The 26,012-nt window shown below is 69.0% G+C and carries 28 protein-coding genes; 14 read left to right on the top strand and 14 right to left on the bottom strand.

The features are described 5' to 3' along the window. Positions 1-4: 4 nt before the first annotated feature. From otnI to ACAM52_RS32860, 3 genes are read left to right on the top strand one after another with little or no spacing between them, the layout of a single operon-like run. The gene (gene otnI / locus ACAM52_RS32870) at positions 5-823 is read left to right on the top strand and encodes a 2-oxo-tetronate isomerase (RefSeq protein ID WP_369645624.1); all 819 of its coding nucleotides are present in this window, start codon (positions 5-7) and stop codon (positions 821-823) included. Further along, entirely contained in the window at positions 820-2,025 is a 1,206-nt protein-coding gene (locus tag ACAM52_RS32865; protein WP_369645623.1) for an amidohydrolase family protein, read from the top strand. The genes otnI and ACAM52_RS32865 overlap by 4 nt, the downstream gene beginning before the upstream one ends. Next, positions 2,022-2,489, top strand: coding sequence for a RidA family protein (locus ACAM52_RS32860; RefSeq protein ID WP_369645622.1), 468 nt, complete (start codon positions 2,022-2,024; stop codon positions 2,487-2,489). Before ACAM52_RS32865 ends, ACAM52_RS32860 begins: the two co-directional genes overlap by 4 nt. Here the strand turns inward: ACAM52_RS32860 and ACAM52_RS32855 are convergent. From ACAM52_RS32855 to ACAM52_RS32815, 9 genes are all read right to left on the bottom strand, one after another. Then, positions 2,482-3,132, bottom strand: coding sequence for a TetR family transcriptional regulator C-terminal domain-containing protein (locus ACAM52_RS32855; protein WP_159274126.1), 651 nt, complete (start codon positions 3,130-3,132; stop codon positions 2,482-2,484). The genes ACAM52_RS32860 and ACAM52_RS32855 overlap by 8 nt on opposite strands. After that, positions 3,129-4,091, bottom strand: a complete 963-nt coding sequence (locus tag ACAM52_RS32850; RefSeq protein WP_369645621.1) for a 2Fe-2S iron-sulfur cluster-binding protein — start codon at positions 4,089-4,091, stop codon at positions 3,129-3,131. Before ACAM52_RS32850 ends, ACAM52_RS32855 begins: the two co-directional genes overlap by 4 nt. Positions 4,092-4,112: 21 nt before the next feature. Further along, positions 4,113-4,706 carry an NAD(P)H-dependent oxidoreductase gene (locus tag ACAM52_RS32845; RefSeq protein WP_369645620.1) on the bottom strand — a complete coding sequence of 198 codons (594 nt, stop codon included), beginning with the start codon at positions 4,704-4,706 and terminating at the stop codon, positions 4,113-4,115. Positions 4,707-5,111: 405 nt separating this feature from the next. Next, positions 5,112-6,140: an ABC transporter substrate-binding protein gene (locus ACAM52_RS32840; RefSeq protein WP_369645619.1), complete on the bottom strand. Its 1,029-nt coding sequence runs from the start codon at positions 6,138-6,140 to the stop codon at positions 5,112-5,114. Positions 6,141-6,196: 56 nt separating this feature from the next. Continuing rightward, complete coding sequence (locus tag ACAM52_RS32835; RefSeq protein WP_369645618.1) at positions 6,197-7,576, bottom strand: FAD-binding oxidoreductase; 1,380 nt, start codon at positions 7,574-7,576, stop codon at positions 6,197-6,199. Next, on the bottom strand, positions 7,566-8,453 hold the full coding sequence (locus ACAM52_RS32830) for an ABC transporter permease (protein WP_174250296.1): 888 nt from the start codon (positions 8,451-8,453) through the stop codon (positions 7,566-7,568). Before ACAM52_RS32830 ends, ACAM52_RS32835 begins: the two co-directional genes overlap by 11 nt. Further along, positions 8,431-9,240 carry an ABC transporter ATP-binding protein gene (locus ACAM52_RS32825; RefSeq protein WP_062479639.1) on the bottom strand — a complete coding sequence of 270 codons (810 nt, stop codon included), beginning with the start codon at positions 9,238-9,240 and terminating at the stop codon, positions 8,431-8,433. Before ACAM52_RS32825 ends, ACAM52_RS32830 begins: the two co-directional genes overlap by 23 nt. Before the next feature lie 14 nt (positions 9,241-9,254). Beyond that, positions 9,255-10,076, bottom strand: a complete 822-nt coding sequence (locus ACAM52_RS32820; RefSeq protein ID WP_095747274.1) for a creatininase family protein — start codon at positions 10,074-10,076, stop codon at positions 9,255-9,257. Between the two features lie 170 nt (positions 10,077-10,246). Then, a complete protein-coding gene (locus ACAM52_RS32815; RefSeq protein WP_369645617.1) occupies positions 10,247-12,865 on the bottom strand; it encodes an autotransporter outer membrane beta-barrel domain-containing protein in 2,619 nt (872 codons plus the stop codon). A 202-nt stretch (positions 12,866-13,067) separates the two neighbouring features. Between ACAM52_RS32815 and ACAM52_RS32810 the strand changes: the two genes are divergently transcribed. The 6 genes from ACAM52_RS32810 to ACAM52_RS32785 are packed head-to-tail and all read left to right on the top strand — an operon-like array spanning position 13,068 to position 18,253. Continuing rightward, positions 13,068-13,583 (top strand): DUF1269 domain-containing protein, encoded by a 516-nt coding sequence (locus ACAM52_RS32810; protein WP_369645616.1) that lies wholly within the window; start codon positions 13,068-13,070, stop codon positions 13,581-13,583. A gap of 57 nt (positions 13,584-13,640) precedes the next feature. Continuing rightward, the gene (locus tag ACAM52_RS32805; RefSeq protein WP_369645615.1) at positions 13,641-14,810 is read left to right on the top strand and encodes a c-type cytochrome; all 1,170 of its coding nucleotides are present in this window, start codon (positions 13,641-13,643) and stop codon (positions 14,808-14,810) included. After that, positions 14,807-16,594 carry a cbb3-type cytochrome c oxidase subunit I gene (locus ACAM52_RS32800; RefSeq protein WP_369645614.1) on the top strand — a complete coding sequence of 596 codons (1,788 nt, stop codon included), beginning with the start codon at positions 14,807-14,809 and terminating at the stop codon, positions 16,592-16,594. Before ACAM52_RS32805 ends, ACAM52_RS32800 begins: the two co-directional genes overlap by 4 nt. Further along, positions 16,591-17,208, top strand: coding sequence for a bb3-type cytochrome oxidase subunit III (locus tag ACAM52_RS32795; RefSeq protein ID WP_369645613.1), 618 nt, complete (start codon positions 16,591-16,593; stop codon positions 17,206-17,208). Before ACAM52_RS32800 ends, ACAM52_RS32795 begins: the two co-directional genes overlap by 4 nt. An 11-nt stretch (positions 17,209-17,219) precedes the next feature. Then, positions 17,220-17,915, top strand: a complete 696-nt coding sequence (locus ACAM52_RS32790; protein ID WP_369645612.1) for a heme-copper oxidase subunit III family protein — start codon at positions 17,220-17,222, stop codon at positions 17,913-17,915. A gap of 8 nt (positions 17,916-17,923) precedes the next feature. Continuing rightward, positions 17,924-18,253, top strand: coding sequence for a cytochrome C oxidase subunit IV family protein (locus ACAM52_RS32785; RefSeq protein ID WP_369630633.1), 330 nt, complete (start codon positions 17,924-17,926; stop codon positions 18,251-18,253). Positions 18,254-18,265: 12 nt separating this feature from the next. On the opposite strand, the gene ACAM52_RS32780 is transcribed toward ACAM52_RS32785, so the two are convergent. Further along, positions 18,266-19,891: an MFS transporter gene (locus tag ACAM52_RS32780; protein WP_070063242.1), complete on the bottom strand. Its 1,626-nt coding sequence runs from the start codon at positions 19,889-19,891 to the stop codon at positions 18,266-18,268. 87 nt (positions 19,892-19,978) lie between these two features. On the opposite strand from ACAM52_RS32780, the gene ACAM52_RS32775 reads away from it, so the two are divergent. Continuing rightward, positions 19,979-20,689, top strand: a complete 711-nt coding sequence (locus ACAM52_RS32775; RefSeq protein ID WP_369645611.1) for a hypothetical protein — start codon at positions 19,979-19,981, stop codon at positions 20,687-20,689. Here the strand turns inward: ACAM52_RS32775 and ACAM52_RS32770 are convergent. The 3 genes from ACAM52_RS32770 to ACAM52_RS32760 form a co-directional block, all read right to left on the bottom strand. Then, positions 20,686-21,456: an amino acid ABC transporter permease gene (locus ACAM52_RS32770; protein WP_369645610.1), complete on the bottom strand. Its 771-nt coding sequence runs from the start codon at positions 21,454-21,456 to the stop codon at positions 20,686-20,688. The two genes, ACAM52_RS32775 and ACAM52_RS32770, sit on opposite strands and share 4 nt — an antisense overlap. Before the next feature lie 93 nt (positions 21,457-21,549). Beyond that, the gene (locus ACAM52_RS32765) at positions 21,550-22,314 is read right to left on the bottom strand and encodes a basic amino acid ABC transporter substrate-binding protein (protein WP_369645609.1); all 765 of its coding nucleotides are present in this window, start codon (positions 22,312-22,314) and stop codon (positions 21,550-21,552) included. Positions 22,315-22,394: 80 nt separating this feature from the next. Further along, the gene (locus tag ACAM52_RS32760; RefSeq protein ID WP_369645608.1) at positions 22,395-22,883 is read right to left on the bottom strand and encodes a hypothetical protein; all 489 of its coding nucleotides are present in this window, start codon (positions 22,881-22,883) and stop codon (positions 22,395-22,397) included. A 414-nt stretch (positions 22,884-23,297) separates the two neighbouring features. On the opposite strand from ACAM52_RS32760, the gene ACAM52_RS32755 reads away from it, so the two are divergent. The 4 genes from ACAM52_RS32755 (at position 23,298) to ACAM52_RS32740 (ending at position 25,340) form a co-directional block, all read left to right on the top strand. Further along, positions 23,298-23,942, top strand: coding sequence for a hypothetical protein (locus ACAM52_RS32755; protein ID WP_369645607.1), 645 nt, complete (start codon positions 23,298-23,300; stop codon positions 23,940-23,942). A gap of 13 nt (positions 23,943-23,955) precedes the next feature. Then, positions 23,956-24,498, top strand: a complete 543-nt coding sequence (locus tag ACAM52_RS32750) for an ATP/GTP-binding protein (protein ID WP_369645606.1) — start codon at positions 23,956-23,958, stop codon at positions 24,496-24,498. Next, positions 24,495-24,884, top strand: a complete 390-nt coding sequence (locus ACAM52_RS32745; RefSeq protein WP_139700765.1) for a roadblock/LC7 domain-containing protein — start codon at positions 24,495-24,497, stop codon at positions 24,882-24,884. Before ACAM52_RS32750 ends, ACAM52_RS32745 begins: the two co-directional genes overlap by 4 nt. A gap of 96 nt (positions 24,885-24,980) precedes the next feature. After that, positions 24,981-25,340, top strand: a complete 360-nt coding sequence (locus ACAM52_RS32740; RefSeq protein WP_369645605.1) for a hypothetical protein — start codon at positions 24,981-24,983, stop codon at positions 25,338-25,340. 73 nt (positions 25,341-25,413) lie between these two features. On the opposite strand, the gene ACAM52_RS32735 is transcribed toward ACAM52_RS32740, so the two are convergent. Continuing rightward, a complete protein-coding gene (locus tag ACAM52_RS32735) occupies positions 25,414-25,890 on the bottom strand; it encodes an Lrp/AsnC family transcriptional regulator (RefSeq protein WP_062478228.1) in 477 nt (158 codons plus the stop codon). Positions 25,891-26,012 lie beyond the last annotated feature (122 nt).

Below are 26,012 nucleotides of genomic sequence, written 5' to 3'. Positions count from 1 at the left end.
CCCCATGCCCCAATTCGCCGCCAACCTCTCGATGCTCTACCCGGAGCTCGCATTTCTCGACCGCTTCGACGCCGCCGCGAAAGACGGCTTCCAGGCCGTCGAGTACCTCTTTCCCTACGACTTCAGCAAGGAAGACATCGTCGCCCGCCTGAAGCACAACGGCCTGCAGCAGGTGCTGTTCAACGGCCCGCCCGGCGACTGGGCCGGCGGCGAGCGCGGCCTGGCCTGCCTGCCGGGGCGCGAGGACGAATTCCGCGAAGGCATTGCCAAGGCCATCGACTACGCCGTGGCACTCGACTGCCCGCGCATCCACGTCATGGCTGGCCTCGTGCCCGAAGGCCTCGCGCGCGAGGCGGCAGAGGCCGTCTATGTCGGGAACCTGCGCTGGGCCGCGGCCGAGGCTGCGAAGGCCGGGCGTGACGTGCTGATCGAGCCGATCAACACGCGCGACATCCCGCGCTTCTTCCTCAACCGGCAGGACCACGCGCACCAGATCGTCGAGACCGTGGGCGCCGCCAACCTCAAGGTGCAGATGGACCTGTACCACTGCCAGATCGTCGAAGGCGACGTGGCGATGAAGCTGCGCCAGTACCTGCCGACCGGCCGCGTCGGCCACCTGCAGATCGCCGGCGTGCCCGAGCGCCACGAGCCCGATGTGGGCGAGCAGAACTACGACTACCTCTTCGGCGTGATCGACGAGGTGTCGGCGCAGTGCGGCTGGCAAGGCTGGGTCGGTTGCGAGTACCGCCCGCGCCGCGGCATGGAGCCCGGCGGCACCTCGGCCGGCCTGGGCTGGCTGCGCGACTGGCGCCAGCGCGCATGACGACGACGCTCGAAGCGCTGCGCATTCCGGCGCCGCTGCGGGGCTTCGCAGCAGCGGGCGATGCGCAGGTCTTCGACGTCACAATCGAGGGCGACAAGGTCGCGGCCATCGCGCCCAGCGCCTCGCAGACGCAGGCGCGCGGCACGCTGCTGAGCGCGCTCGTCGAGGCGCACGCGCACATCGACAAGAACTTCACCGTGCAGGACGTCGGCGCCGCGCAGGGCGACCTGTTCACCGCCATCGAGCGCATGGGCCGCCACCGCGCGAGCTGGACCGGCGCCTCGCTGCGCCTGCGCATGGAGCGCGCGCTGCACGAGGCCTGGCGCGCCGGCACGCGCGCGCTGCGCACGCACCTCGACTGGGTCGAGCCCGAGCCGCCGGCCGCGCTGGCCGTGTTCGAAGCGCTGCGCGAAGAGTGGGCCGGCCGCATCGAACTGCAGTTCGTCGCGCTCGTGCCGCTCGACGTGTTCGCCGACCTCGCCGCCGGCGAGCGCATCGCGCGCGACGTGAAGCGCGCGGGCGGTTCGCTGGGCGCTTTCATCTACCGCAACGACGGCCTCTTCGCCAAGCTGGGCCGCGTGTTCGACCTCGCGCAGCAGCACGGGCTGGGGCTCGACTTCCACGTCGACGAAGGCCTGGACACCGACGCCAGCGGCCTGCGCAGCATCGCGCAGCTGGTGCGCGCGCGCGACTTCAAGGGCCGCGTGGTCTGCGGCCACGCCTGCTCGCTCTCGGTGCAGGACGATGCGGTGGCCGCAGAAACGCTCACGCTGTGCGCCGGCGCCGGGCTGCACCTGGTCGCGCTGCCGACCACCAACCTCTACCTGCAGGGCGCGTGGGACCGCACGCCCGTGGCGCGCGGCATCACGCGCATCCGCGAGGCCGCGGCGCACGGCCTGCGCGCCAGCCTGGCCACCGACAACGTGCAGGACGCCTTCTATCCCTACGGCAGCTACGACCTGCTCGAGACCTTCGGCCTGGGCGTGCAGATGGCGCACTTGGCGCCCGCCGCCGACTGGCTCGACACCATCACCGTGAACCCCGCCAAGGCGCTGGGCCTCGCGTGGGACGGTCGCATCGCGCCGGGCTGCCCGGCCGACCTGGTGGTGCTGGCCGCCACCGACGAACACGAACTCATCGGCCCGCGCGGACGGCAACGCACCGTCTACCGCGCAGGCCGGGCACTGGAGAACACACCATGAGCATGGGCAAGCCGATGGCCAACTATGCCGCCGCCAAGCGCGTCGGCGATTTCGTCTTCATGAGCGGCGTGGTCGCCGTCGACCCGGCCACGCGCCGCGCGGTGGCGGGCTACGACGCCATCCCGGAAGAAGCCCGCACCGCGCTGCAGGGCGTGGGCTACGCCACAGGCCAGATGTCGGTCGACGTCTTCGAGGCGCCCATCGTGGCGCAGAGCTGGTTCGTGCTGGAGCGCATCCGCCAGATCGCGGCCGAGCACGGCGGCACCATGGAAGACGTGGTGAAGCTGGTGCAGTACTTCCGCCACCTGCCGCACTACGCCTTCTACAACCGCGTGCGCGGCCTGTTCTATCCGGGCGAGCCGCCGGTGAGCACGGTGGTCGAGGTGTCGCGCTTCCTGCCGGGCGACGAGGTGCTGGTGGAAGTGGAAGCCACCATGTACCTGCCGCAGCGCAGCGCTACTTGACGCCCGCGCCCTTGAGCAGGAACTCCGTCACCTGCTCGATCAGGTAGCGCCGGTCCTTGTCGTCGCCCTGCTGCGCCGTGTTGCGGTAGTAGGCGGCCTGCGTGGCGTGGTCGGCATAAAACTGCGTCACGGCCCAGATGTGGAACAGCACCAGCATCGGGTCGGCTTTGTCCATGAGGCCCTGGTTCATCCAGTTCTGGATCACGGCGGCGGCCTGGTCGGTGCGCTGCTTGCTCGTGTCCATCATGCTGTTGATGACGGGTGCGCCGCGCATCATCTCGGCGGTGAAGATGCGCGAACGCAGCGGATGCTCGAACGAGAACATCATCTTGCGCTGGATCAGGTCGCCCAGCACCTTGCGCGGGCCGAAGGCCTCGTCGCTGAAGCCGAACACCACGATCCAGTCGGTCAGGATGTCCTGCAGCACCTGGCGGTACAGCGCCTCCTTGCTCTCGATGTAGTAGTGCAGCTGCGCCTTCGACAGGCCCGCCTTGTCGGCGATGGCCTGCGTCGACGCGCCGGCCAGCCCCTCGCTGGCAAACACCTCGATGGCCGCCTGGTTGATGAGGCCCAGCACCTGCGTGTACTTGCGCGAACGCCCGCGCGTGGCGGGGGCTTCGCTGTCGGTGTCCGTCACGCTCACAGCTGCAGCACCAGGTCGAGGCCCTTGGCGCGCGAGCAGCACAGTGCCACCTTGGTGCGCCGCTCGGTGCCCGTGAGGCAGAAGTCGCGGTGCTCGGCGCCGTCGCCATCGCCCTCGACCACGCAGGTGCCGCACAGGCCCTGCTGGCACGACACGGGGATGTCGATGCCGACTTCGTGCAAGGCATCGACCGCGGTCTGGTCGGCCGCCACCGGCACCTCGATGCCGCGCCGCGCCAGCTTCAGCGTGAAGGGCAGGCCCGTGGTGGCGGCGGCCGTGCCGGTGGGCGCGGCGAAGTACTCGGTGTGCAGCGCGTCTTCGGGCCAGTGCGCGGCGGCCTCGCGCACCGCCTGCATGAAGCCGCCGGGGCCGCACACGTACAGGTGGGTGTCGGGCGCGCGCTCGGCCAGCAGCGCGCGCAGGTCGATGCGCTGCGTCGCGTCGCCCTGGTCCAGGTGCAGCTTCAGGTGCGGCGCCAGCGCGGGCGCGTGCAGCGCCTCGGCAAAGGCCAGGTGCTCCTCGCTGCGCGCGAACACGCACAGCGTGAAGTCGGCGCCGCGTGCGGCCAGCGCCTGCGCCATCGCCAGCAGCGGCGTCATGCCGATGCCGCCGGCCAGCAGCAGGTGGCGCCGGGCCTCGGCGCGCAGCGGGAAGGTGTTGCGCGGCGCGCTGATCGCAATCAGGTCGCCCTCGCGCACGCGCTCGTGCATCGAGGCCGAGCCGCCGCGGCTGGCGTGTTCGCGCTTCACGCCGATCACGTAGCCGCCCGTGCCCGAGGGCGCGCGCGCCAGCGAGTACTGGCGCGAGAAGCCGCCGGGCATGTGCACGTCGATGTGCGCGCCGGCCTCGTAGCCGGGCAGCGGCCGGCCCCACGGGTGCGTCAGCTCGAAGGCCAGGATTTCCGGCGTCTGGCGCGAGATGCGTTCGACACGGACGGTCAGCGTGCGTTCGAGGCTCATGGTGTGTGTCTCCCTGCGTGTCTACTGGATGTTGTGCAGCGTGCGCGCCACGCGCGCGATGAAATGGGTGCGGTCGCGGTCGGTGACGGCGTTCATGTCGTGCAGCTGCAGCCACGTCACCTTGCAGCGCCACGCGAACAGCGCCCGCAGCGCGCGCGTGAACAGCCGCCGCCCCGGGTCGCCGATGGCCATCACGAACCAGCGCGGCGAGCCGCCCGTGGTCACCACCGTCAGCCGGCGGATGTGCCGCATGCCCGACTTCACCAGCTGCCCCTTGCGCTCGGCGGGCAGGAAGGCCACGCCCGGCAGCCACACGCGCTCGAGCCAGCCCTTGAGCATGGACGGCGGTCCATGGAACCAGGTGGGGTACACGAACACCAGGTGTTCGGCCCACAGCAGCGCTTCGACGTGGGGTTTCACGCGTTCGCGGATCAGTTCGGGGTTGTCGAGGTAGGCGATGCGCTCTTCGCGTGTCAGCGTCGGGTCGAAGCCCTCGGCGTACAGGTCGATGGCCTTGACGGGATGTCGCGGCGTGAGGGCCTCGAGGGCGGTGCGGTACAGCGCGTGGTTGAAGCTGTCAGGATTCGGATGGCAGTGGACGACGAGCGTTTTCATGGTTCGGGCCGGTTCGCACAGGATCTGTTTTCACTCAAGCGCCCTCGCGCTGGCCCCGCCATGCGGTGGATGCGCGAAGGGCGGCGCAGGCCATGGTCATCCATGGTCAAGCCGGCCGACAAAGCAGACGCCGTATGGCGGGGCCAGCCCGGAGGGAAGCCCTGTTGCGCGGCGCATTGCGGCGTTGCCCTTCGCTTGTGTAGCGGTGCTACACGGCGCTCAGGGCGCCTTGCACTGCACCGCGCAACAGGGCTTCGCGAGGGCGCTTGAGTGAAAACAGATCCTTTCGGCGAGACGGGGTCAGAGCCCAGGGATAAAAGGCCGCGCGTGCCTTATGGCAACCCAGGCGCCGGCATCTGACCCCGGCGCAAGCCCCGCGCGACCCACGGGAAAAAACGAAGCGAATTACTTGCCGGTGAGCTTCTTGCGGATGTCGACACCGACGCCCTTGTTGACGAACTGCGTGGTCGCGACCTTCGACAGGTCGATCTCGCCCGGCTTGTACAGGCCGGCCTTGACCATCTTCTCGTAGAAGTCCTTCACGCGCGCCTCGTCCATCGCGCCGATGCCCTTGGTGAGCGAGTCGCCGCTGTCGATGATGCCCATCTTCTTGATGAGGTCGATGGAGCCCTGCAGCGCGGCCGGCGTGGCGTCGGGGTTGGTCTTGGCGATGAGCTCGTTGGCGGCCTTGTTGTCGCCGTACAGGTAGTTGTTCCAGCCGAGGATCGAGGCCTCGATGAACTTGCGCACCGTCTCGGGCTTGGTCTTGATGAGGTCGGCGCGGGTCTCGATGGTGGTGGCGTAGGTCGAGAAGCCGTGGTCGGCCAGGAGGTGCACCACCGGGTCGAAGCCGGCCTGGGCCTTGATCGACAGCGGCTCCGAGATGGCGTAGCCCTGTTGAATGGATTTCTTGTCGGCCAGGAACGGGCCCACGTTGAAGGTGTAGGGCTTGAGCTGCGCGTCCTTGAAGCCGTGCTCCGACTTCATCCACTGCCAGAAGCTGAACTGGCCGTCCTTGCCGATGAAGGCCACGGGCGCCTTGGTCATGTCCTTGAAGGTGTCGTAGCCCTGGCCCGGGTGGGCGAACATGGCCTGCGGGTCTTTCTGGAAGATGGCCGCGACCACCACGGTGGGCACGCCGTTCTTCACGTTGTCGAAGGACTGCAGCAGGTTGCCGGTCATCAGGAAGTCGATCTTGCCGGCCGGCAGCATGGGCCGGTTGTTGACCATCGGGCCGCCCTGCATGATTTCCACGTCGAGCCCGTACTTCTTGTAGGTGCCGTCCACCAGCGCCTGGTAGAAGCCGCCGTGGCCGGCCTGTGCCTTCCAGTTGGTGGCGAACACCACTTTTTCCTGAGCGTGCGCGGCGAAGGCAGCACCTGCGAGGGCCAGGCCGAAGGCCAGCGGCCGGAGAGAGAAAGCGGGGATGCGCATGGGGACGGACTCCTGTGGAGGTTGGGGTGGGGACGGGATGCGAAGACTAATTGTTTTCAGCGCTCGACGGCCATGTCGGGCGTCCAGCCGCGCGTTTTTCCGGGGTTCATCAGGCCCATCGGGTCGCTGCGCTTCTTGAACTCGATCTGCTGCGTGTCGATGGTCTTCATGCCGCCGTCCTCGATGGTGAAGACGTGCGGGTTGAAGATCTGCGCGCCGCCCTGCGACTCGATCTCGCGCATCACCTCGTACTGGTGGGCCTCGCCCTTCCAGCGCACGAGCAGGATGCCGAAGGTGCCGCACTGGCCGTTGGCGCGCGCGAAGTCCTGGTGCTGCAGCACGTCGTCGCCGAAGATCTGCATGTGGCGCTCGACCACGGCCGGATCGAAGGGCTGGGCGTAGGCCACCTGCAGGTAGGTCCAGCTGCGGTCGGCCTTCAGCGCCTGCAGCGTCGTGTGGTTGAAGGCGCACTCGTAGGCCGGCGGCAGGCCCTCGGCCTGCAGCTCGGCCTCGGTGCCGGCCACCGACAGGGTGCCGCCGTGCGCCGCCGCGAGCGCGCGGAATTCGGCCATGGAATCGGGCGAGACCATGGTGAACACCGCGTGCCGGTCGGGCGGAAAGCGGTCGCCCATGGCCGTGTAGTAGGGCGAGAAGCGCGCCTCCACGGTCGACAGCAGGAAGATGTCCAGCGAGGGCGCCTGCGCGGCGATGCCGAAGTCGAGCGCGCCGCGGTAGGTGTCGAACAGCGCCGTGCAGTGCACCCAGTCGACCGCCGGGCTCAGCGCCACTTCCACGTCGAGGATCACGCCATTGGTGCCGTAGGCGTGGTGCACCTGCTGGATCTCGTCGCCCACCAGCTCGATGACGCGCGGCTCGCGCTCCACCGTCATCACGCGCGCGCGCAGCAGGTTGCCCGGGTCGCGCAGGATGCCGTGGCGGAACGAGCCGATGCCGCCGAAGCCGCCCGCGATGAAGCCGCCGATGCTGGCCACGTGCCAGGTCGAGGGCCACATGCGCAGCGCCTGTCCGGTCTCGCGCGCGGCCAGGTCGATGTCGTGCATGCGCGCGCCGGCCTCGACACGGATGCGGCCCTCGGCCAGGTCGAGCACTCGGCACATCTGCGTCACGTCGAGCACGAGCCCGCCTTCGAGCGGCACGCACTGGCCGTAGTTGCCGGTGCCGCCGGCGCGCACGGTGAGCGGCAGCTTCCACTTCGCGGCCACGGCCGCGGCCTGGCGCACGTCGTCCTCGGTGCTGACCTTGACCACGAGGTCGGCCACGCAGCCCGCGAGCTGCGCCGTGAGGATCGGGCTGTACCAGTAGAAGTCCTTCGACAGCTGCTTGCGCTGGCTGGGCGTGGCGATCACGTTCAGGCCGCGCAGGTCCTCGCGCACGGCGTCCCAGTCGACGGTGGACAGCGGGGTTCTAGCGTTCACGGCGCATCTCGCTCTCGTGCCAGTGGCCGAGCACCAGCCGCGACAGGGCCGCGAACACGATGAAGATCACGATGCCCAGCAGCGACACCAGCAGCAGCGCCGCGAACATCATCGGGATCTCGGTGCGGAAGCTCGATTCGAGGATGCGCGAGGCCAGCCCCGTTTCCTTGCCCGCCGTGCCGGCCGTGAACTCGGCCACCACCGCGCCGATCAGGCTCAGGCCGCCGGCGATCTTCAGGCCCGCCATGAAGTACGGCAGCGCGCTGGGCGCCAGCAGGTAGCGGAAGGTCTGCCAGGGCGAGGCCTTGTACAGCTGGAACAGGTCGCGCAGGTTGCTGTCGGCGCTCTTCAGGCCGATGACGGTGTTCGACAGGATGGGGAAGAAGGCCACGATCCACGCGCACAGCAAGAGCGCCGCGGTGGTGCTCGACACGTAGATCAGGATCAGCGGCGCGATCGCGATGATCGGCGTCACCTGCAGGATCACGGCGATCGGGAACAGGCCGATCTCCACCCACTTGAACAGCGCGAAGGCAATCGCCAGCAGCACGCCGCCGACGATGGCGGCGCCCAGCGCCAGCAGCGTGAGCTTCACCGTGAACCACAGCGCGCCCGAGAGCGAACCCCAGTTGTCGAACAGCGTGCGCAGGATCAGCGAGGGCGCGGGCAGGATGTAGTGCGGGATGTCGTTGGCGCGCACCATCCATTCCCACACCAGCAGCAGCGCCGCGACGATGACGACCGGCACGACGATGCGCAGCGTGGCCTCGCGCCGGCGCAGCTTGTCTTCGTGCGCGCGCAGCGTCTCGGCGGACGGCGTGGCTTCGTTGGTGGTGTCGAGGGGCATCACGGTTTCAATGGTCGATGTCGAGGCCATGGAGCGCTCCGTGCAGAGATTGCGAAACAGCCGTGCAGTGCGCGTTGTAGCGGCTGGAGGTGCGGAAGGCCTCGCCGCGCGGGTAAGGCTCGTCGATGGCGATCTCGTCGATCACGCGGCCCGGGCGCGCTGCCATCACGACGATGCGGTTCGACAAATACACCGACTCGTACACGCTGTGCGTGACGAACACGATCGAGAAGCGGTGCTCGCGCCAGATGGCCAGCAGGTCGTTGTTGAGCTTGATGCGCGTCATTTCGTCGAGCGCGGCAAAGGGCTCGTCCATGAGCAGCAGGCGCGGGTGCGTGACCAGCGCGCGCGCGATCGACACGCGCATCTTCATGCCGCCCGAGAGCTCGCGCGGGTACACGTCGGCAAAGCGAGACAGGCCGACCAGTTCCAGCACGTGCTGCACCACCGGCGCGGCTTCGTCGCGGCTCATGCCCGCGAGCTTCAGCGGCAGCCAGACGTTGTCGAACACCTTGGTCCAGGGCATGAGCGTGGGTTCCTGGAACACGAAGCCCAGGTCGCGGTCGCTCTTGCTGTCCTTGGCGCTGCCGGTGTTGGCGCCCGACCATTGCATGTCGCCCGAGCTGATGCGGGTGAGCCCGGCAATCAGCCGCAGCGCGGTGCTCTTGCCGCAGCCCGAGGGGCCCAGGAAGCTGACGAAGTCGTGCTCGCCGATGTCGAGCGTCATGCCCTGCAGGGCGAGCGTGCCGTTGGCAAAACGCTTGCCGACGTTGCGCAGGCGGACCAGGGGCGGCGTGGATGGCGTGGTGCTTTCCATGGGACTCCTTGGCGTCAGCGCCAGGCCGGAACGTTGGCCAGGCGCGAGAGCGGGAAGCGGTCGATCTCGTGCAGCAGCTCGACGAAGCGCTTGCCCACGTGGTCGAGCACCGCCGCGCCCTTCTCGGCGCTGGCGCGGGTGGCGTCGCCGGCGGCGCCGGCGGGGTTGATGTCGTGCATCTGCCAGCCGAGCTTGCCGCTGGGCGTGATCGACAGGAACTTGTTCTCGGCCGCCAGCTGCTCGGTCATGGAGCCGAAATTCTGGAACTGATCCTTGCGCACGTAGTCGGGCGTGAGGTGCAGCATCACCGAGCTCTCGAGGTCGCCGGCGTGGATGCCGTGCTTGCCTTCGTGCGCGGTGAACAGGCCCTCGGGCAGGCCCAGCGTGTACCAGTTGGCGGCCACGACCATCATGTCGTGCTCTTCGCGCAGGTCGCGCGCCACGATGTCCATGACGCTCATCTGGCCGCCGTGGCTGTTGTAGAGCACCAGCTTGCGCACGCCGGCCTTGGCGACGCAGGCGCCGACGTCCTTCCACAGCGAGATCAGCGTGTTCGCCGACACCGTGAGCGTGCCCGGGTAGCGCGAGTGCTCGTTGCTCTTGCCGTAGGGCACGGTGGGCAGGAACAGCACCGGCAGGTCGTCGGGCAGGTAGGGCAGGCTGGCGCGCACCATGCCGTCGATGGTGGCGGTGTCGGTCGACATCGGCAAATGGGGGCCGTGCTGTTCGGTCGCCCCCACCGGCAGCACGGCGATCAGCCGTTCGCGGTCGAGGCGGGAGAACTCTTCACTGGTCAGGTCGGACCAGAAGCGGCTGCGCAAGGGGGGGTGATTCATCGGGGTGTACCTCGTGGCGGGCGGACGGGATGATGGGCTAAATTATCCATACGGTCAAAAAAGACTGGCTATCCGTGGATACCCGTTGATCTTTATCAAGCAAACCGCATGCCATCAAATTTGCACGGACGGTCAAAAGTCGAGCCGTCCGGGCGCCCGGCGCCCCGGGGTCACCAGCGCATGCGCAGCCCCAGCTGGCCCTGCACGCCGGTCTGCTCGGTGATGCCGATGGCGCTGGTGTAGGCCAGGCCGCCGTAGACCGACAGCGTCTTGTTCACCTGCCCGACGATGCCGCCGCCCACTTCGAGGGCGCTCGCGTTGCGGCGGTTCACGACCCGGTCGCTCGGCCCGAAGTAGAGGGCGTTGCTGCCGCTGAAGGTGTGCCACAGGTTGAGCTTCAGGTAGGGCTTCCAGACACCGCCACCCGCCTCGAAGCGGCCTTCGAGCCGTGCGCCCAGCCGGCCGGTGACGGCGTTGTCGCGCTCGAAGCGCACGCGCGAGAGGCCGTCGTCGAAGTCGTCGAGCGAACTGCGCTGCCAGATGAGCTGCACCTGCGGCTGCAGCGTGACGGTGTCGCTCAGAGCCAGCGGGTAGCCGGCCTCGAGCGATGCGGTCACGCTGGTGCCGTGCGGACGGCCGCCGCGCCCCAGGGTGGAGCGCGCATCGGCCTTGTAGCGCGTGGCCAGCAGCACGGCGTCGCTGTACCAGCCGCTGCTCGCGATGCGCGTCCAGTAGGCGCCCAGGCTGTAGCCCTCGACGGTGAGCCGGCCGGCCGCCTCGTTGGTGGTGCCGCCAGCGACGCCGCTCGCGTGGCCGCTGGCCCGCGTGTAGCCGCCCAGCACGCCGACGCGGTGGCGCCCGCCCGCGCCGTCGGTGGCCGCCAGGAAGTCGTGGCCCAGCTGCAGGCCGCTCACGCTGCCGTCGAACTGCGGGTTCGCATCGCCGCGCAGGCGCTGCCGCGTACTTTCGCCGAACACGCGGCCCCACGAGGCCTGCCGGCCTTCACCGTCCGCGAGCAGTTGCGCATCGCCCTGCCGGTCGTGGAAGGTGCCCAGCTGCGCCAGCCCGAGGCGGCGCACGGCGATCGGCAGGGCGCTGTACAGCGGCACCTCGGGCCGGTAGAGCTTGACCTGCTCCACCGTCGCCGGCGAGCCTGTCTCGGCGATCACCTCGGCGGCTTCCTCCAGCGAGCCCACCACGGTGCCGCCCACGAGGTAGCCGTTGTTGCGCAGGTACCAGTTGTCGCGGTTATTGCCCGTCGCGCCGCCGCGGAACAGCCGGTAGTTGTAGGCCCCGGCCTCCACCGCCTGGGTCAGCGAGAACGCGTGGTCGGCCGTGGTGCCGCCGTTGACGGCCTGCACCACCAGGATGCCGTCGGCCAGCGTGGGCGCGCCCAGGCCGCCGCGGTTCACCACGCGCAGGCCGGTGGACCCCGTGGCCGCGCCGCCGTCGATCACCAGCTTGTCCGAGGGCGCGTTGTCACCCGCCAGCACGGTGTTGACCTGCAGCAGCGCGCCGCTGTCGCCCACGTAGTTGCCGCGCACCGTGAAGGCGCCGAAACCGACGCCGTCGTTCGGGCCAGGCAGCAGCGTGCCCTGGTTGGTGACGTTGCCCGCGAAGGTGCCGGTGCCGGCCACCGTGGTGCCGGGCAACACCGTGATGACGGGGCTGGTCAGCGTGGCGGGCAGGGTGAAGCGGCCGGACTCGACGCGGATCGAATCCGAGAAGCTCGCGTCGGTCTGCCACGACCACGCGGCGCCGCGCATCGTCAGGTGCTGGAAGTTGCGGAAGGCGTTGTCGACCGTGCCGCTGCCTTCGAGAAAGGTGCTGGCCGTCTTGCCGACGCCGCCGTCGGCGCCGCCCTTGATGACCGAGCCGGTCTGCAAGATCAGCGTGCCGTTGCCGAGCGCGCCCATGTAGATCGCGTCGGTGCTGGCGGTGCCGCCGTGGCCTTCGATGGTGCCGGCGTTGACCAGCACGTCGTTGCCGTTCTGGCCGCGGTAGCCGTAGCCGTTGGCGCTCGAGAGCGTGGCGCCGGCCCGGTTCTCCACGCGCGAGAAGAAGGTGCCGCCGAGCGTGTTCGCATGCACCGCGTCGGCGCCGCCCGCCGGCGAGTTGGCGCCCGTGGTGGCGATGCTGCCGGTGTTCACCAGCAGGTTGGCCACGAGGTTGCCGCCCTGCAGGTACACGCCCTTGGCCGAGGTGCCGATGGCCGAGATGCTGCCGTTGTTGACCACCGTGTTGCCCGGGCCCAGCAACGAGATACCGTGCGAGCTGAGGCCCGTGGTGCCGATGCTGCCGTTGTTGGTGATGCGCGTGCGCGTGCTGCTGTTCGACGTCACCAGGATGCCCGCGGTGCCGCTGCTCGTGGTGCTCAGCGTGCCGTTGTTGGTCAGCGTGTTGTCGTTGCCCGTGGCGACCATCGCCGCGCGCGCCGAGCCCGAGCCGCCCGACACCGTGATCGTGCCGTTGTTGGTGATGGTGCTCGCATCGCGCACCAGCAGCGCCTGCGTGGCGTTGGTGGTCAGCGTGGCGCCGCTGTTCACGGTGATGGTGACGCCGGTGCTGCCCGGCGTGGCGATCACGCTGGGCGATACGGTCGTGGTGCCGTCGCAGACCACGGTGTCGCCGGTGACCGGCGTGGCGGTGGGGCCGCAGGCCGCGTGCGCGGCGCCGCCTGCGAGCCCTGCAAGGGCGGCCGCGAGCCAGGGAAGGGGGGATGCCGGATGACGGCGGGGAAAAGAAAACCGAGAAAAGTGGGAAAACCGGGGGCCTCGCTCCATGCGCATGTCGTCTGCTCCTTCTTGTTTTTCATGAGGCCGTGGGGGGCCTGGAGCGGCGGATTATTCAGTGCAATTGCCCTTCTGGAAACCGACGAACTTCCGTACTCACCGGGTCGGTCCCGATGGCGCGCCGACTTGAATGCGGCCCTTCTTGAGCCTATAACTCAAGCATGGTCTCTTGCTCGTCGCAAGACGGAAAGGAGGCGCCGTGAAAAGACGCATCTATTGGCTGTTGCCGGACCTGGCGAGTGCCAGGCAGGCGATGCACGATCTGCTGCGGGCGCGTGTCGACATCGCGCACCTGCATTTCGCCGCACGCGAAGGCCAGGACATGGCCGGGCTCCATGCGGCCAACGTCTGGCAGACCTCCGACCTCGTTCACGCCGCCAAGACCGGCTGGGTGCTCGGCACCGCCTGCGGCGTGGTCGTCGGGCTGCTGGCCGCGCTGCTGTTCCCGGTGTTCGGCGACGAGCCCGAGTGGGCCGTGGCCGTGGGCCTGGCGCTGCTGGGCGGCGTGGTGGGCGCCTGGTCGGCCACCATGGTCGGCGTGTCGATCCCGAGCCCGCGGCTGGCACGCTTCGAGAGCGCCATCGCGCAGGGCCAGGTTTTGCTGATGGTCGACCTGCCGCCCGCGCGCGTGCGCGAGGTCGAGGCGATGCTGGAGGCCACGCACCCCGAGGCCCGCTTCGAGGGCGAAGAGCCGCGGATTCCGGCGATCCGCTGAAGCCACCGCGCATGCGATCCCCGGAACCCCCGATGGCCACCCCAGGGAGCGCAGCACATGACCATCGCCGTCGTCCTGTTGCTCATCGTGGTGGCCTCGGTGGCGTTCCACCTCGTCAACCCGTGGTGGACGACGCCGCTGGCCTCCAACTGGCAGCGCATGGACGACACGCTGACCATCACGCTGGTCATCACGGGCCTGTTCTTCGTCGTCATCAACGTGTTCCTCGCCTACACCGTGGTGCGCTTTCGCCACCGCGAGGGGCGCCGCGTGGCGCCGCATGCGCCTGAGAACAAGACGCTCGAGCGCTGGCTGATCGGCGCCACCACTGTCGGCATCATGGCGCTGCTGGCGCCCGGCCTCGTGGTGTACGCGAACTACGTGCGCACGCCGCATGACGCGCTCGTGCTCGAGGTGCTGGGCCAGCAGTGGCAGTGGCGCTTTCGCCTGCCGGGCGCGGACGGCAAGCTGGGCGCGACCGATGCGCGCTTCGTCAGCGCCGCCAACCCCTTCGGGCTCGACCCGGCCGACGCGGCGGGGCTGGACGACCTGCTGGTTCCCGGCGACGAGGTGCACCTGCCGATCGGCCAGCCGGTGCTGGTGCTGATGCGCTCCCACGACGTGCTGCACGACTTCTTCGTGCCACCCATCCGCGCCCGCATGAACATCGTGCCGGGGCAGGTGAGCCGCTTCTGGTTCACGCCCACCGTCGCGGGCCGCTACGAGGCGCTGTGCGCGCAGCTGTGCGGCGTGGGCCATCCGAACATGCGCGGCTTCGTGGTGGTGGAGGACGCGGCGGCCTACGACGCCTGGCGCACGGCGCTGCCGACCTTCGGCGCGATGCAGCTGGCACAGGCGGCCAAGGCGGCACAAGCTGCCCAGGCACCGGCCGGCGGTGGCGGCCGCGTCGACCAGGGCCGCGCGCTGGCCGACGCCAAGGGCTGCGTGGCCTGCCACACCATCGACGGCAGCACACGCGTGGGGCCGACCTGGAAGGGCCTGTATGGCAAGACCGAGTCGATGGCCGACGGCAGCACGGCGCTGGTCGATGAGGCTTATCTGCGCAGCTTCATCCGCGACCCGCAGGCGCGCCACGTGAAGGGCTTCCCGCCGGTGATGCCGAAGATCGACCTGAGCGACGAGGAACTGGCCGCGCTGGTGGCCTACATCCAGAGTCTGGGCAGCCCGCCGGCGCAGGCTGCCACCGAACAGAAGGCCGCGCGATGACTTCTTCTGCGCTCACTCAAGACGACGAGCACGACGACGCCGGCCACCCGGCGCCGCAGGGCTTCCTGCGCCGCTACGTCTGGAGCCAGGACCACAAGGTGATCGCCGTGCAGTACGCCTGCACCGCCATCGCGGTCGGCGTGGTCGGGCTCGTGCTGTCCAACCTCATGCGGCTGCAGCTGGGCTTTCCGGGCCAGTTCGAGTTCATCAATGCCGAGCGCTACTACCAGTTCGTGACCATGCACGGGATGATCATGGTGATCTACCTGCTCACGGCGCTGTTCCTGGGCGGCTTCGGCAACTACCTGATCCCGCTCATGGTGGGGGCGCGCGACATGGTGTTTCCCTACCTCAACATGCTGAGCTTCTGGGTCTACCTGCTGTCGGTGGTGGTGCTGATGGCCAGCTTCTTCGTCGCGGGCGGCCCCACGGGCGCGGGCTGGACGCTGTACCCGCCGCAGTCGATCCTGCCCGGCACGCCGGGCCACGGCGGCGGCATCGTGCTGATGCTGGTGTCGCTGCTGATCTTCATCGTGGCCACCACCATGGGCGGGCTGAACTACGCGACCACCGTGCTGCAGGCGCGCTGCAGGGGCATGACGCTGCTGCGCATGCCGCTCACGGTGTGGGGCATCTTCGTGGCCACGGTGCTGGCGCTGCTGGGTTTTCCGGCGCTGTTCGTCAGCGGCGTGATGCTGCTGCTGGACCGCACGGTCGGCACCAGCTTCTTCATGCCGGCGCTGGTGTCGATGGGGCAGCTGTCGGGCCACAAGGGCGGCAGCCCGCTGCTGTTCCAGCACCTGTTCTGGTTCTTCGGCCACCCCGAGGTCTACATCGTGGCGCTGCCGGCCTTCGGCATCGTGTCGGACCTGATCAGCGTGCACGCGCGCAAGCGCATCTTCGGCTACCGCACGATGGTGTGGGCCATCGTGGCCATCGGCGGGCTCAGCGTGGTGGTGTGGGCGCACCACATGTTCGTGAGCGGCATGAACCCGTACTTCGGCTTCTTCTTCGCCACCACCACGCTGGTCATCGCGGTGCCCACGGCGATCAAGGTCTACAACTGGCTGCTCACGCTGTGGCGCGGCGACATCCACCTGTCGGTGCCGATGCTGTTCGCGCTGGCCTTCGTGTGCACCTTCGTCATCGGCGGGCTCACGGGGCTGTTCCTGGGCAACGTGAGCGTGGACATCCCGCTGTCGGGCACCTACTTCGTGGTGGCGCACTTCCACATGGTGATGGGCGTGGCGCCGCTCTTGGTGGTGTTCGGCGGCATCTACCACTGGTTCCCCAAGATCACCGGGCGCATGCTGGACGACCGGCTCGGCCGGCTGCATTTCTGGATCACCTTCCTGGGCACCTACGCGATCTACTTTCCCATGCACTACCTCGGTGTGCTGGGCATGCCGCGGCGTTACTACAACTTCGACGGCTACAAGTTCATTCCGCCGTCGGCCTTCAGCCTGAACGAATTCATCACCGTGGTCGCGCTGGTGGTCGGTGCGGCGCAGCTGCTCTTCATCGCCAACCTGGCCTGGAGCGCGTGGCGCGGTAGGCCCGCCGGCGCCAATCCATGGCGCGCCGCTTCGCTCGAATGGCAGACACCCGAGACGCCGCCCGGCCATGGCAACTGGGGGCCGCGGCTGCCCGTGGCCTACCGCTGGGCCTACGCCTACGGCGTGCCGGGCGCGGCGGAAGACTTCATCGCGCAGAACGCACCGCCGCAGGCGAGCGACGACAAGGACGACGTGCCGGTGAGCGGCGCGCGGGGAGCACCGGCATGAACGCGGATGCCGCCCTGCGCCTGCGCGGCCTGCCCCGCGACGTGCGGCTGCGCGACGCGCACGCGAGCGCGGCGGGCATCGGCCTGTGGGTCTTCATGGGCGTGGTCACCGCGCTGTTCTCCCTGTTCACCGTGGCCTACGTGATGCGCATGAGCAGCGGCGACGCGGTCGCGCTCGCGCTGCCGTGGCAGCTGTGGCTCAGCTCGGCGCTGCTGGTGGCGAGCAGCGTGGCACTGGAAGCCGCCTCGCGCCGCGTGGACCCGGCGCGCATGCGCCGCCTGCTGCTGGCCGGCGGCCTGTGCGCCGTGGGTTTCCTCGGCGTGCAGCTGTGGGCCTGGGCCGCGATGGCGCACGCGCAGGTGCTGCCGGCGGGCAACCCGTCGGGCAGCTTCTTCTACCTGCTGACCGCCATGCACGGGCTGCACCTGGCGGGCGGGCTGGTCGGGTGGGCGATGGCGGCGCGCGTCGCGTGGGCCGACCCCGCCCGGGCCGGATGGCGCATCGCGCTGTGCGCGCGCTATTGGCACTTCATGCTGGCCGTGTGGCTGGCGCTGTTCGCGCTGCTGGGGTGGGTGACGCCGGAGGTGGCACGCGTCCTCTGCGGCACGGCGTGAGGAGGCTTCGCATGAACTCCACCACTGCAGCAACCCTCACCGGCTCCGCCGTCGCCACGAGCGGCTGGCGCGGGCTGGTGGCCGACTGGTCGTCCGACCGCCAGGCCTTCCACGTCTCGTGGGGCAAGGCCATGATGTGGATCTTCCTGCTGAGCGACATCTTCATCTTCAGCTGCTTCCTCACGGGCTACATGACGGTGCGCGTCTCGACCACCGTGGCCTGGCCGAATCCGAGCGAGGTGTTCGCGCTGCACGTGGGCGGGGCCGACGTGCCGCTTTTGCTGATCGCGATCATGACCTTCGTGCTCATCAGCAGCAGCGGCACGATGGCGATGGCGGTCAACTTCGCCTACCGCGGCGACCGCGTGAACGCTGCCACGCTGATGCTCGTGACCGCCACCTTCGGCGAGCTCTTCGTGGGTATGCAGGCCTTCGAGTGGTCCAAGCTGATCCTCGAGGAGGGCGTGCGGCCCTGGGGCAACCCGATGGGCGCGGCGCAGTTCGGCGCGGCCTTCTTCATGATCACCGGCTTCCACGGGCTGCACGTGTCGGCCGGCGTGGTGCTGCTGTTCGCGGTGGCCTTCAAGCTGATGCGCGGCGACTACGACAAGGCCGGCAACTACCAGGTGGTCGAGATCGTGGGCCTGTACTGGCACTTCGTCGACTTGGTGTGGGTCTTCATCTTCGCGCTGTTCTATCTCTGGTGAGGACCGCCATGAACACCACCAACACCCACGCCACCACCGGCCAGCAGCACCCGATCGGCCTGTACCTGAAGATCTGGGGGCTCCTGTTCGTGCTCAGCGCGATGTCGTACATGGTCGACTACTTCCATGTGCAGGGCTACCTGCGCTGGGGCCTGATCATCGTCTTCATGCTGCTCAAGGCCGGGCTCATCGTCGCGGTCTTCATGCACATGGCGTGGGAGCGGATGGCGCTGGTCTACGCGATCCTGCTGCCGCCGCTGTGCCTGCTGGTGCTGGTCGGCCTGATGGCGGCGGAGGCCGACCACACCTTCCTCGCGCGGCTGGCGTTCTTCCGCTGACGGCCCTGCTGCTCAGCGCCGCACCACGAAGCGCGTGATCACCGGCGGCGACTCGCCCAGGTGGAAGGCCAGGCGGCGTTCGCGCAGCGCCATGTCGGCGGCGGTGGCGCGGTTGAAGCGGCGCAGGTGGTCGGTCCACGACTCGTCCACGATCTGCTCCACGTAGCGTTCGGGCTGCGCGATGTCGTGCAGCAGCTCCCAGCCGATCGCGCCCTGGCCCAGGCGCGCGCGCCGGGTCTGCTGCATCACGAGGTGGAAGGCCGCGGCGCGCGACGGGTCGATGAGGTATTCGACCGTGATCACCACGCGGCCGTCTTCCTGCGGCGCCTCGGCCGGCGGCCCGGCGGCCCAGCCCGCCTGGGCGGGGCGCACGTCGTCCTCGCCGCTCACGTCGGTCACCCAGCGCATGGCCGCGAGCATCAGCAGCGTGCCGCTCACGGCGGCGATGGCCAGGCTCAGCTTCAGCGACGTGACGGTGGCCACCTGGCCCCACAGCGCCGCGCCGATCGCGCTCGCGCCCATGATCGCCATCTGGTAGGTCGACATGCCGCGCGCGCGCACCCAGTCGGGCAGCGCCAGCTGGGCCGACACCGACAGCGAGTTGGCCACCGTGATCCACGCCATGCCGCCGAAGAACATCGCCGGCACCGCGACCCAGGCGTTGGGCGCCACGGCCATCACGGCGGTGGCGGCCGACTGCAGCATGGCGCCGCGCAGCACCAGCTGGTCGCGCCCGAGCGCCTGGCGCAGCCGCGGCAGGAACAGCACCGCGATGATCGCGCCCGTGCCCATGGCGGCCAGCAGCAGCGTGAAGGTGCCGGCGCCGCCGCCCTGGAGGTTGCGTGCCAAGAGCGGCAGCAGCGCCAGCAGCGCCGTCGAATGGAAGAAGAACAGCGACACGCGCGTGAGCACCGCGCGCATGCGCTGCGACTGGCGCACGAACTGCACGCCCACGCGCATCGCGCTGATGAGCTTTTCGCGCCCCAGCGGGTTGGGCGTGTGCTCGCGGCGCCAGCGCAGCACCACGAAGCCCGAGGCCACCGACAGCACCGCGTTGAGCGCGAACACCCACACGCTGCCCGCGCTGGCGATCAGCATGCCGGCCGTGAGCGGGCCGACGATGCGCGAGGCGTTCATGGCGATGCCGTTCAGGCCCAGCGCCGCCGGCAGCTGTTGGCGCGGCACCAGCTCGGGCACGATGGCCGAGAACACCGGCCAGCGCAGCGCCAGCCCGATGCCGTTGGCGAAGGTGAGCGCCAGCAGGAGCGGCGCGGTCATCACGTCGAGTGCGATGGCGGCGCACAGCACCACGGCGGTGCCGGCCAGCCAGAACTGCGTGGCCACCAGCCAGCGCCGGCGATCGAGGATGTCGGCCAGCGCGCCGCTCGGAAGACCGAGCAGGAACACCGGCAGGGTGGAGGCCGACTGCACCAGCGCGACCCAGATCGGCGAGGTGGTCAGCGAGGTCATCATCCACGCCGCCGCCACATCGTTCATCCACATGCAGATGTTGGCGATGAGCCAGGTGCTCCACAGCATGCGGAACACGGGGAGCTTCAGGGGCTCGAGCGCCGCGAGGTTCGAGGGCTGCGGCCGGGCCGGCGGGAGGGGTGTCTCTTCGGGGGATATGGGCGGCATGTCGCGCTATTGTGGCGCGAAGCTTTCGGCGCATGGCCTGTGCAATACTGCCGCCGCTGCCCGCAGCCTCATCTTTCCAAGAGAACAATGATCGATATCGTCAGCGCGACAAGATGTTCCGAAGCCGGGTTCTGGGCCGATTCCGCCCTGGGGCAATCGCTGCGACGGCTCAACTTCGATGGTCGCCTGAGGCCGCGCGTGAGCTTCGAGAATCGGCGCGGGTTGTCCGAGGTCTACAACAGCGCGCTCATGGCACCCGATGCGAACGACATGCTCGTCTTCGTTCATGACGATGTGTGGCTCGAAGACCTCTTCCTGGCCGATCGTGTGGCGCAGGGATTGCGCGCCTACGACGTGATCGGCCTGGCGGGCAACCGGCGCCAATCCGACCAGCATGTGAGCTGGAGCTACATCGGCACCGACCTTGTCTGGGATGACCTGGCGCATCTCTCGGGAATCATTGCCCACGGGCCGCAGCCCTTCGGCCCCGTCAACTGCTTTGGCGCGGTGCCGGCCGACTGCGAGCTGCTGGACGGCGTGTTCCTGGCGGCGAACCGGCGCACGCTCCTGGCCCGCGCGGTGGCATTCGATCCGCAGTTCGACTTCCACTTCTACGACGTCGACTTCTGCAGAACCGCGCGCCGGCAGGGGCTGCGGTTGGGGACGTGGCCGATTTCCGTGACGCACCAGAGCGGCGGCGCTTTCGGGAGCGCGGAATGGACCGCGCGCCATGAGCGCTATGTGCGGAAGTGGGGCGGCGCGGGTGCGCCCTCGCTGGCGCAGGACGGCGGGTCCTAGCCCCGGTCGCTGCGTGCGAGACGGTGTTCCAGGCGGCGCAGCAAGGTCGTGAGAACGAGCGTCATCACCCAGTACACCACCGAGATCGCCAGGTACGGCTCCCAGTAGCGCGCATAGGCGCCGGCCACGGTGCGCGCGGCGTAGGCCAGTTCGGCCAGGCCGATGGCCGACACCAGCGAGGTGTCCTTGAGCAGCGCGATCGCGTTGTTGCCCAGCGGCGGCAGCATGCGGCGAAAGGCCTGCGGCAGCACCACGTAGCGCATCACCTGCGCGGGGCTCAGGCCCAGCGAGCGGCCGGCGTCGAACTGTCCGCGCGAGATCGACTGGATGCCGGCGCGGAACACTTCGGAGATGTAGGCCGCCGAGTTCAGCGTGAGCGCGACCACGCCGGAGATGAGGGCGCCGTGCTCCTGCTTGAGCGTGCGCGCGAGTTCGCCGTCGATGAGCAGCCCGGTGCTCGGGTGGATGAACACCGGCATGACCGCGAAGTGGATGAGCAGGATCTGCACGAACAGCGGCGTGCCCCGGAAGAAGCTCACGTACACCGTGGCGGGCCAGCGCAGCAGCACGCGCGTGACCCAGGTCCACGGCGCGTGGCGCGCCTGCGCCAGCCGCGCCAGCGCCAGGCACAGGCCCCAGCTCGACCCGAGCAGCACGCAGACCACGGTCATGCGCAGCGTCATCCAGGCGCCCTGCCAGAACAGGTCCTTGTATTCCACGAGGATGTCCCAGCGGAACCATCCGAAAAGCAGCACTGGTTGTTCCATGCTTGCGTCCTCAACTCTCTGTCTATCTGTCGGTCAGCGGAAAAACGAAACGGCCGCGTGAGGGCGGCCGTGTTCAGGAAAATGCCGTGCGGCTCAGCGCACGTTCGGGTCCTTGTTGAACCACTTCTTGTAGATCGTCACGTAGCTGCCATCGGCGCGGATGGCCGCCAGGCCGGCGCTGAGCTTGTCCAGCAGCGCCTTGTCGCCCTTCTTCACGACGATGCCGAAGCCTTCTTCGGGGAAGGACTTGTCGTCCAGCGTCTTCAGCTCGGGGTGCTGCGCCACGCGGTAGGCGATCACGCCGTTGTCGCCCATGGCGGCATCGACGCCGCCGCCGGCCAGCTCGGAAATGATGAGTGGCGTGCTCTCGAAGCGGCGGATGTTGGGGCTGGTCTTGCCGAACTCGCGTGAGGCGATGTCGTCGGCGGTGGAGGCGCTGACCACGGCGATCTTCTTGCCCGTGAGGTCCTTCAGCGAGGCCACGGTGCTGTTCTTCGGCAGCGCGATCAGCTGGCGCGCCGCGAAGTACGGCGGCGTGAAGTCGTAGCTCTGCTTGCGCTTCTCGTTGATGGTGACGCCCGAGATCACCAGGTCGACGTCGCCGTTGTTCAGCGCGCCGAAGATGCCGGTGAAGGGCGTGTTGACGATCTTGATCTTCAGGCCCTGCTGCTTGGCGATGGCGTTGATGATGTCGATGTCGAAGCCGACGATCTGCTTGTCCTTGTTCTCGAAGGCAAACGGCGCGTAGGTGGCGCTGGAGGCCACGGTGAGTTCGCGGTTCTGGGCTTGGGCCTGGGCACCGAAGGCGAGCGTGGCGGCAGCGAGGCCGAGGGCCAGGGCGCGGCGTAGAGAGTTCATTCGGGGTCCTTGTGTCTTGCCGCCCGGCGGGAAGCGGTGGGCGAGCATTTTAGGCGGTCGCTATCGGGACCCCTTGCCGCCTATCGGGCGAACAGGAAGTAGAGCGCGACGGCCACCACGGCCACGACCGCGATCACCTTGCCCGCGCGGGGCGAGCCGGAGGCGCCAGTGGAACTCCACGTCACGCTGTGGGTGCGCACGGTCTTCGTGCGCCCGCCGCTGCTGCGTTCCGTGCGGACGAGCGCGTCGGCCACGACCTGCCGGCCTTCCGGCGAGACCGCGGACATCGGCGATGCGAGCATCTGCAGTTGCGCCGGCGTCAGCACGCCGGTGCGCACGGCCCAGGCCAGCGTGGCGGCCGGCGAGGCGGGCGCTGCCCATTCGGGGTCCTGTGCGGGCAGCAGGCTGAGGGCCTGTGCGTGCTGTGCGGGGTCGATCAGCTGCAGCGCTTGGAGCCGATCGAGCGCGTCATCGGTCACGCCGTCTTCCAGGCGGTTCGCCATGAGGCTGATCTCGAGCAGCACCCAGGCCGGCGCCTGGCCGCTGACCATGGCCACCGCGTTCGCCACGGTGCGGTGCGCCTCGTCTTGCGCGCCGGGGGGCGGCGCGGTCGCGCAGACCGGGCAAGGCCTCCGGCGCGACGATGCCCTTGGCGGCCGCCCAGCCCAGCGCTTCGCTCGGGGTGCGCAGCGGCGTGTTGGGCAGGTCGGGGTGCGCGAGCGCCTGCGCGTGTTCCGCGTCGGTCAGCAGGCCCAGGGTGTGCAGGTGTGACAGGGCCCGTGGGCCAGCTTCTTCGGAATTCATGGACCCCAGTGTCCCAGAGGTCTCGCGAAGGGCCGCGCCGCCGGCTCGGCGCTCCCAGCGTGTGCGTTACTTCTCGGTGCGTGTCCAAATTTGGGCATCGACTCGATACACAACGCATCAATTAGTTAACACATATAACAATAAGGAACTATTAAAAGCAATTGCTCAGGGAAGAAGGTATGCCATTGGTTTTGGGCGTCATGGGGCTCCCTCAGGTCGAGGTCGAGCTCCTGCGGATCATCGTTCGCCTCAGCTCCAATCTCCGGTCGTTGTGGACGGTCAGCGAGTCGCAGCCCTGCGACCTGTTGCTGGTGGACGGCGATGCACCGGCCGCCGAGCGGCAGACGCCGTCCGCGCGCTTCGTGGTGCCGATGGTGGCGCGCGGCGAGGCCGTGGCCGCCGCGCCCGCGCGCCGCACGCTGGCACGTCCCATCTACGCGGAAGAGCTGGTCGCGCTGCTCAACCAGGTCGCGCCGAGCGGGGCCTCGGGCGACGCGGCGCGCGCCATGGTGCGCTCGATCCGCGCGCGCGCCTCGCTGATCCGCTGGCCCTCGCAGGTGACCCTGCAGCGCCATCCGATCTACGTGCGGCTGGCGGCGGCCCTGTCCAAGAGCGCGCAGTCGGCCGAAAGCCTGAGCGTGCTGGGCCGCATCGACGTGCAGGAGTGCAGCACCTTCCTCGGCCTGCTGGAGGAAGAAGGCGCGCTGACCTGGTCGGAGGAAGCCCGCGCGCCGCGCCCCTCGGGCGCGAGTGCCGGCGGCGAGGCCGCGCAGCACAAGCGGGGCCTGCTCTCGCGCATCCGCCGACGCCTCGGGCTGGCCTGAACGGGGCGCCGGCATGAGGGACTTCAAGCTCGTCTTCACGGGCCCGATGGGCGTGGGCAAGACCACGGCCATCGCGGCCATCAGCGAGACCGCGCCGATCGCCACCGAGGTCGCCAACGCCGACACCTCGGTCGCCAAGGCCACCACCACGGTGGGACTCGACTTCGGCCAGGTGACGCTGGACAACGGCGACCGGCTGCGCCTGTACGGCACGCCGGGCCAGAGCCGCTTCGACTTCATGTGGAAGATCCTGGTGCGCGATGCGCTGGGCCTGGCGATCCTGCTGGACAACAGCCGCCCCGACCCGATGGCCGACCTGGCCCAGTACCTGGACGGCTTCGCCGGCGCGCTCGAGCGCATGCCCTGTGCCGTGGGCGTGAGCCGCCTGCCGTCGCACCCCATCCCCACGCTCGACGACTACGCGCAGGCGCTGGCGGCGCGCGGGCTGGTGCTGCCGCTGCTGGCGGTCGACCCGCGCCGCAAGGACGACGTGGTCGCGCTGATCGAGACGCTGCTGATGCAGATCGAAGTGCTCGACGAGGAGGCCGCGCCATGAAGATTCCCCACGCCCTGAAGCTGCGCGCCGCAGTCGAGGCCCGCCGCGTGCTCGACGAGGTCACGGGCATCGCCTCGGTGGTGATCGCCACGCCCGATGGCTTCGAGATCGCCAGCGTCGCGCGGCGCGACGTCGAGCCCGCACGCATCGCCGCCATGGCCAGCTCGATCGCCGCCATCGGCGCGGTGGTGTCGCAGGAGGCGCGCCTGGGTCGCTGCACCTGCATCACGGTCGCGACCGACAACGGCTTTGCGCTCGTCAGCCCGGTGCACAGCGGCGAGACCTCGCTGGTGGTGAACGTCATCGCCGACGCCGACGCGGTGCTCGCGCAGGCGATGTACCGCACGGCGGCCTGCGTGCGGGCGCTCGAGGCGCCGCAGCCCTAGTTTTCATCCACGAATTCACGGGCGGAGACGGATTGGCATGCGACGTCTCCACCCTCTTTTTCATTCGCATGAATTTCACTCACAGGACTTACTGACATGGCCTCGATCCAGACCAGCCTCGACTCCCTCCTGACCGCCGACGGCGCCCTGTGCGCTGCCGTGGTCGACTCCGCCAGCGGCATGATGCTGGGCGCCGCCGGCACCGGCGTGGACCTCGAAGTGGCCGCCGCCGGCAACACCGAAGTGATGCGCGCCAAGCTCAAGACGATGCGCGCGCTGGGCCTGAGCGACACCATCGAAGACATCCTCATCACGCTGGGCAAGCAGTACCACCTGCTGCGCCCGATGGCGCAGAAGGAAGGCGTGTTCATCTACTTCGTGCTCGACAAGGCGAAGTCGAACCTGGCGCTGGCGCGCCGCAAGCTGCAGGACGTCGAGAAGGACATCACCTTCTAATCAGTCTGCCAAGGCGCATCGCCGTCGGGCCGGCTCCCTCGCGGGAGGCGGCCCTTTTCTTTTTTGGGGGCGGCTACTTCGCCAGGTGCCCCAGCGGCAGCGCGCTGTTGGCCTTCACCTCGCCCAGCGAGAAGCTGGTGTGCAGGTCCTTCACGTTAGGCAGGTTCATGAGGTTCTGCCGCGCGAAGGCCGAGAAGCCGTTCAGGTCCTGCGCCACCACCTGCAGCTCGAAGGTGCCGGTGCCGCTGATGTAGTGGCAGGCCACCACCTCAGGCATCTTGCGGATCGCGTCCTCGAGCTTGCGCGTGGCTTCGTGGGTCACGCGCTCGGTGTCCACGCGCACGAAAGCGAGCACGCCCAGTCCGATCTTGTGGCGGTCGATCTCGGCGCGGTAGCCCTTGATGAAGCCGGCGTCTTCCAGCGCGCGCACGCGGCGCCAGCAGGGCGCCGCCGACAGGCCCACGCGCTGCGCCAATTCGGCGTTCGTGAGGCGGCCATCGGTCTGCAGTTCTTGCAGGATAGCGAGGTCGAACTTGTCAATGCTTTCCATAGGGGTGGATGTTAAGCAAGATTCTTTCTGAAAGTCGTTTTTTCGAAGCAAAAAACGCAAACACCTGTCGCGGACCCCGGCATACACTTTGCGTCACCATGGGCTTGCGCCCTACCGGGCAC

The organism is Variovorax sp. V118 (genome assembly GCF_041154445.1).
GTDB lineage: Bacteria > Pseudomonadota > Gammaproteobacteria > Burkholderiales > Burkholderiaceae_C > Variovorax > Variovorax boronicumulans.
This window is presented reverse-complemented; position numbering and strand designations above follow the sequence as displayed.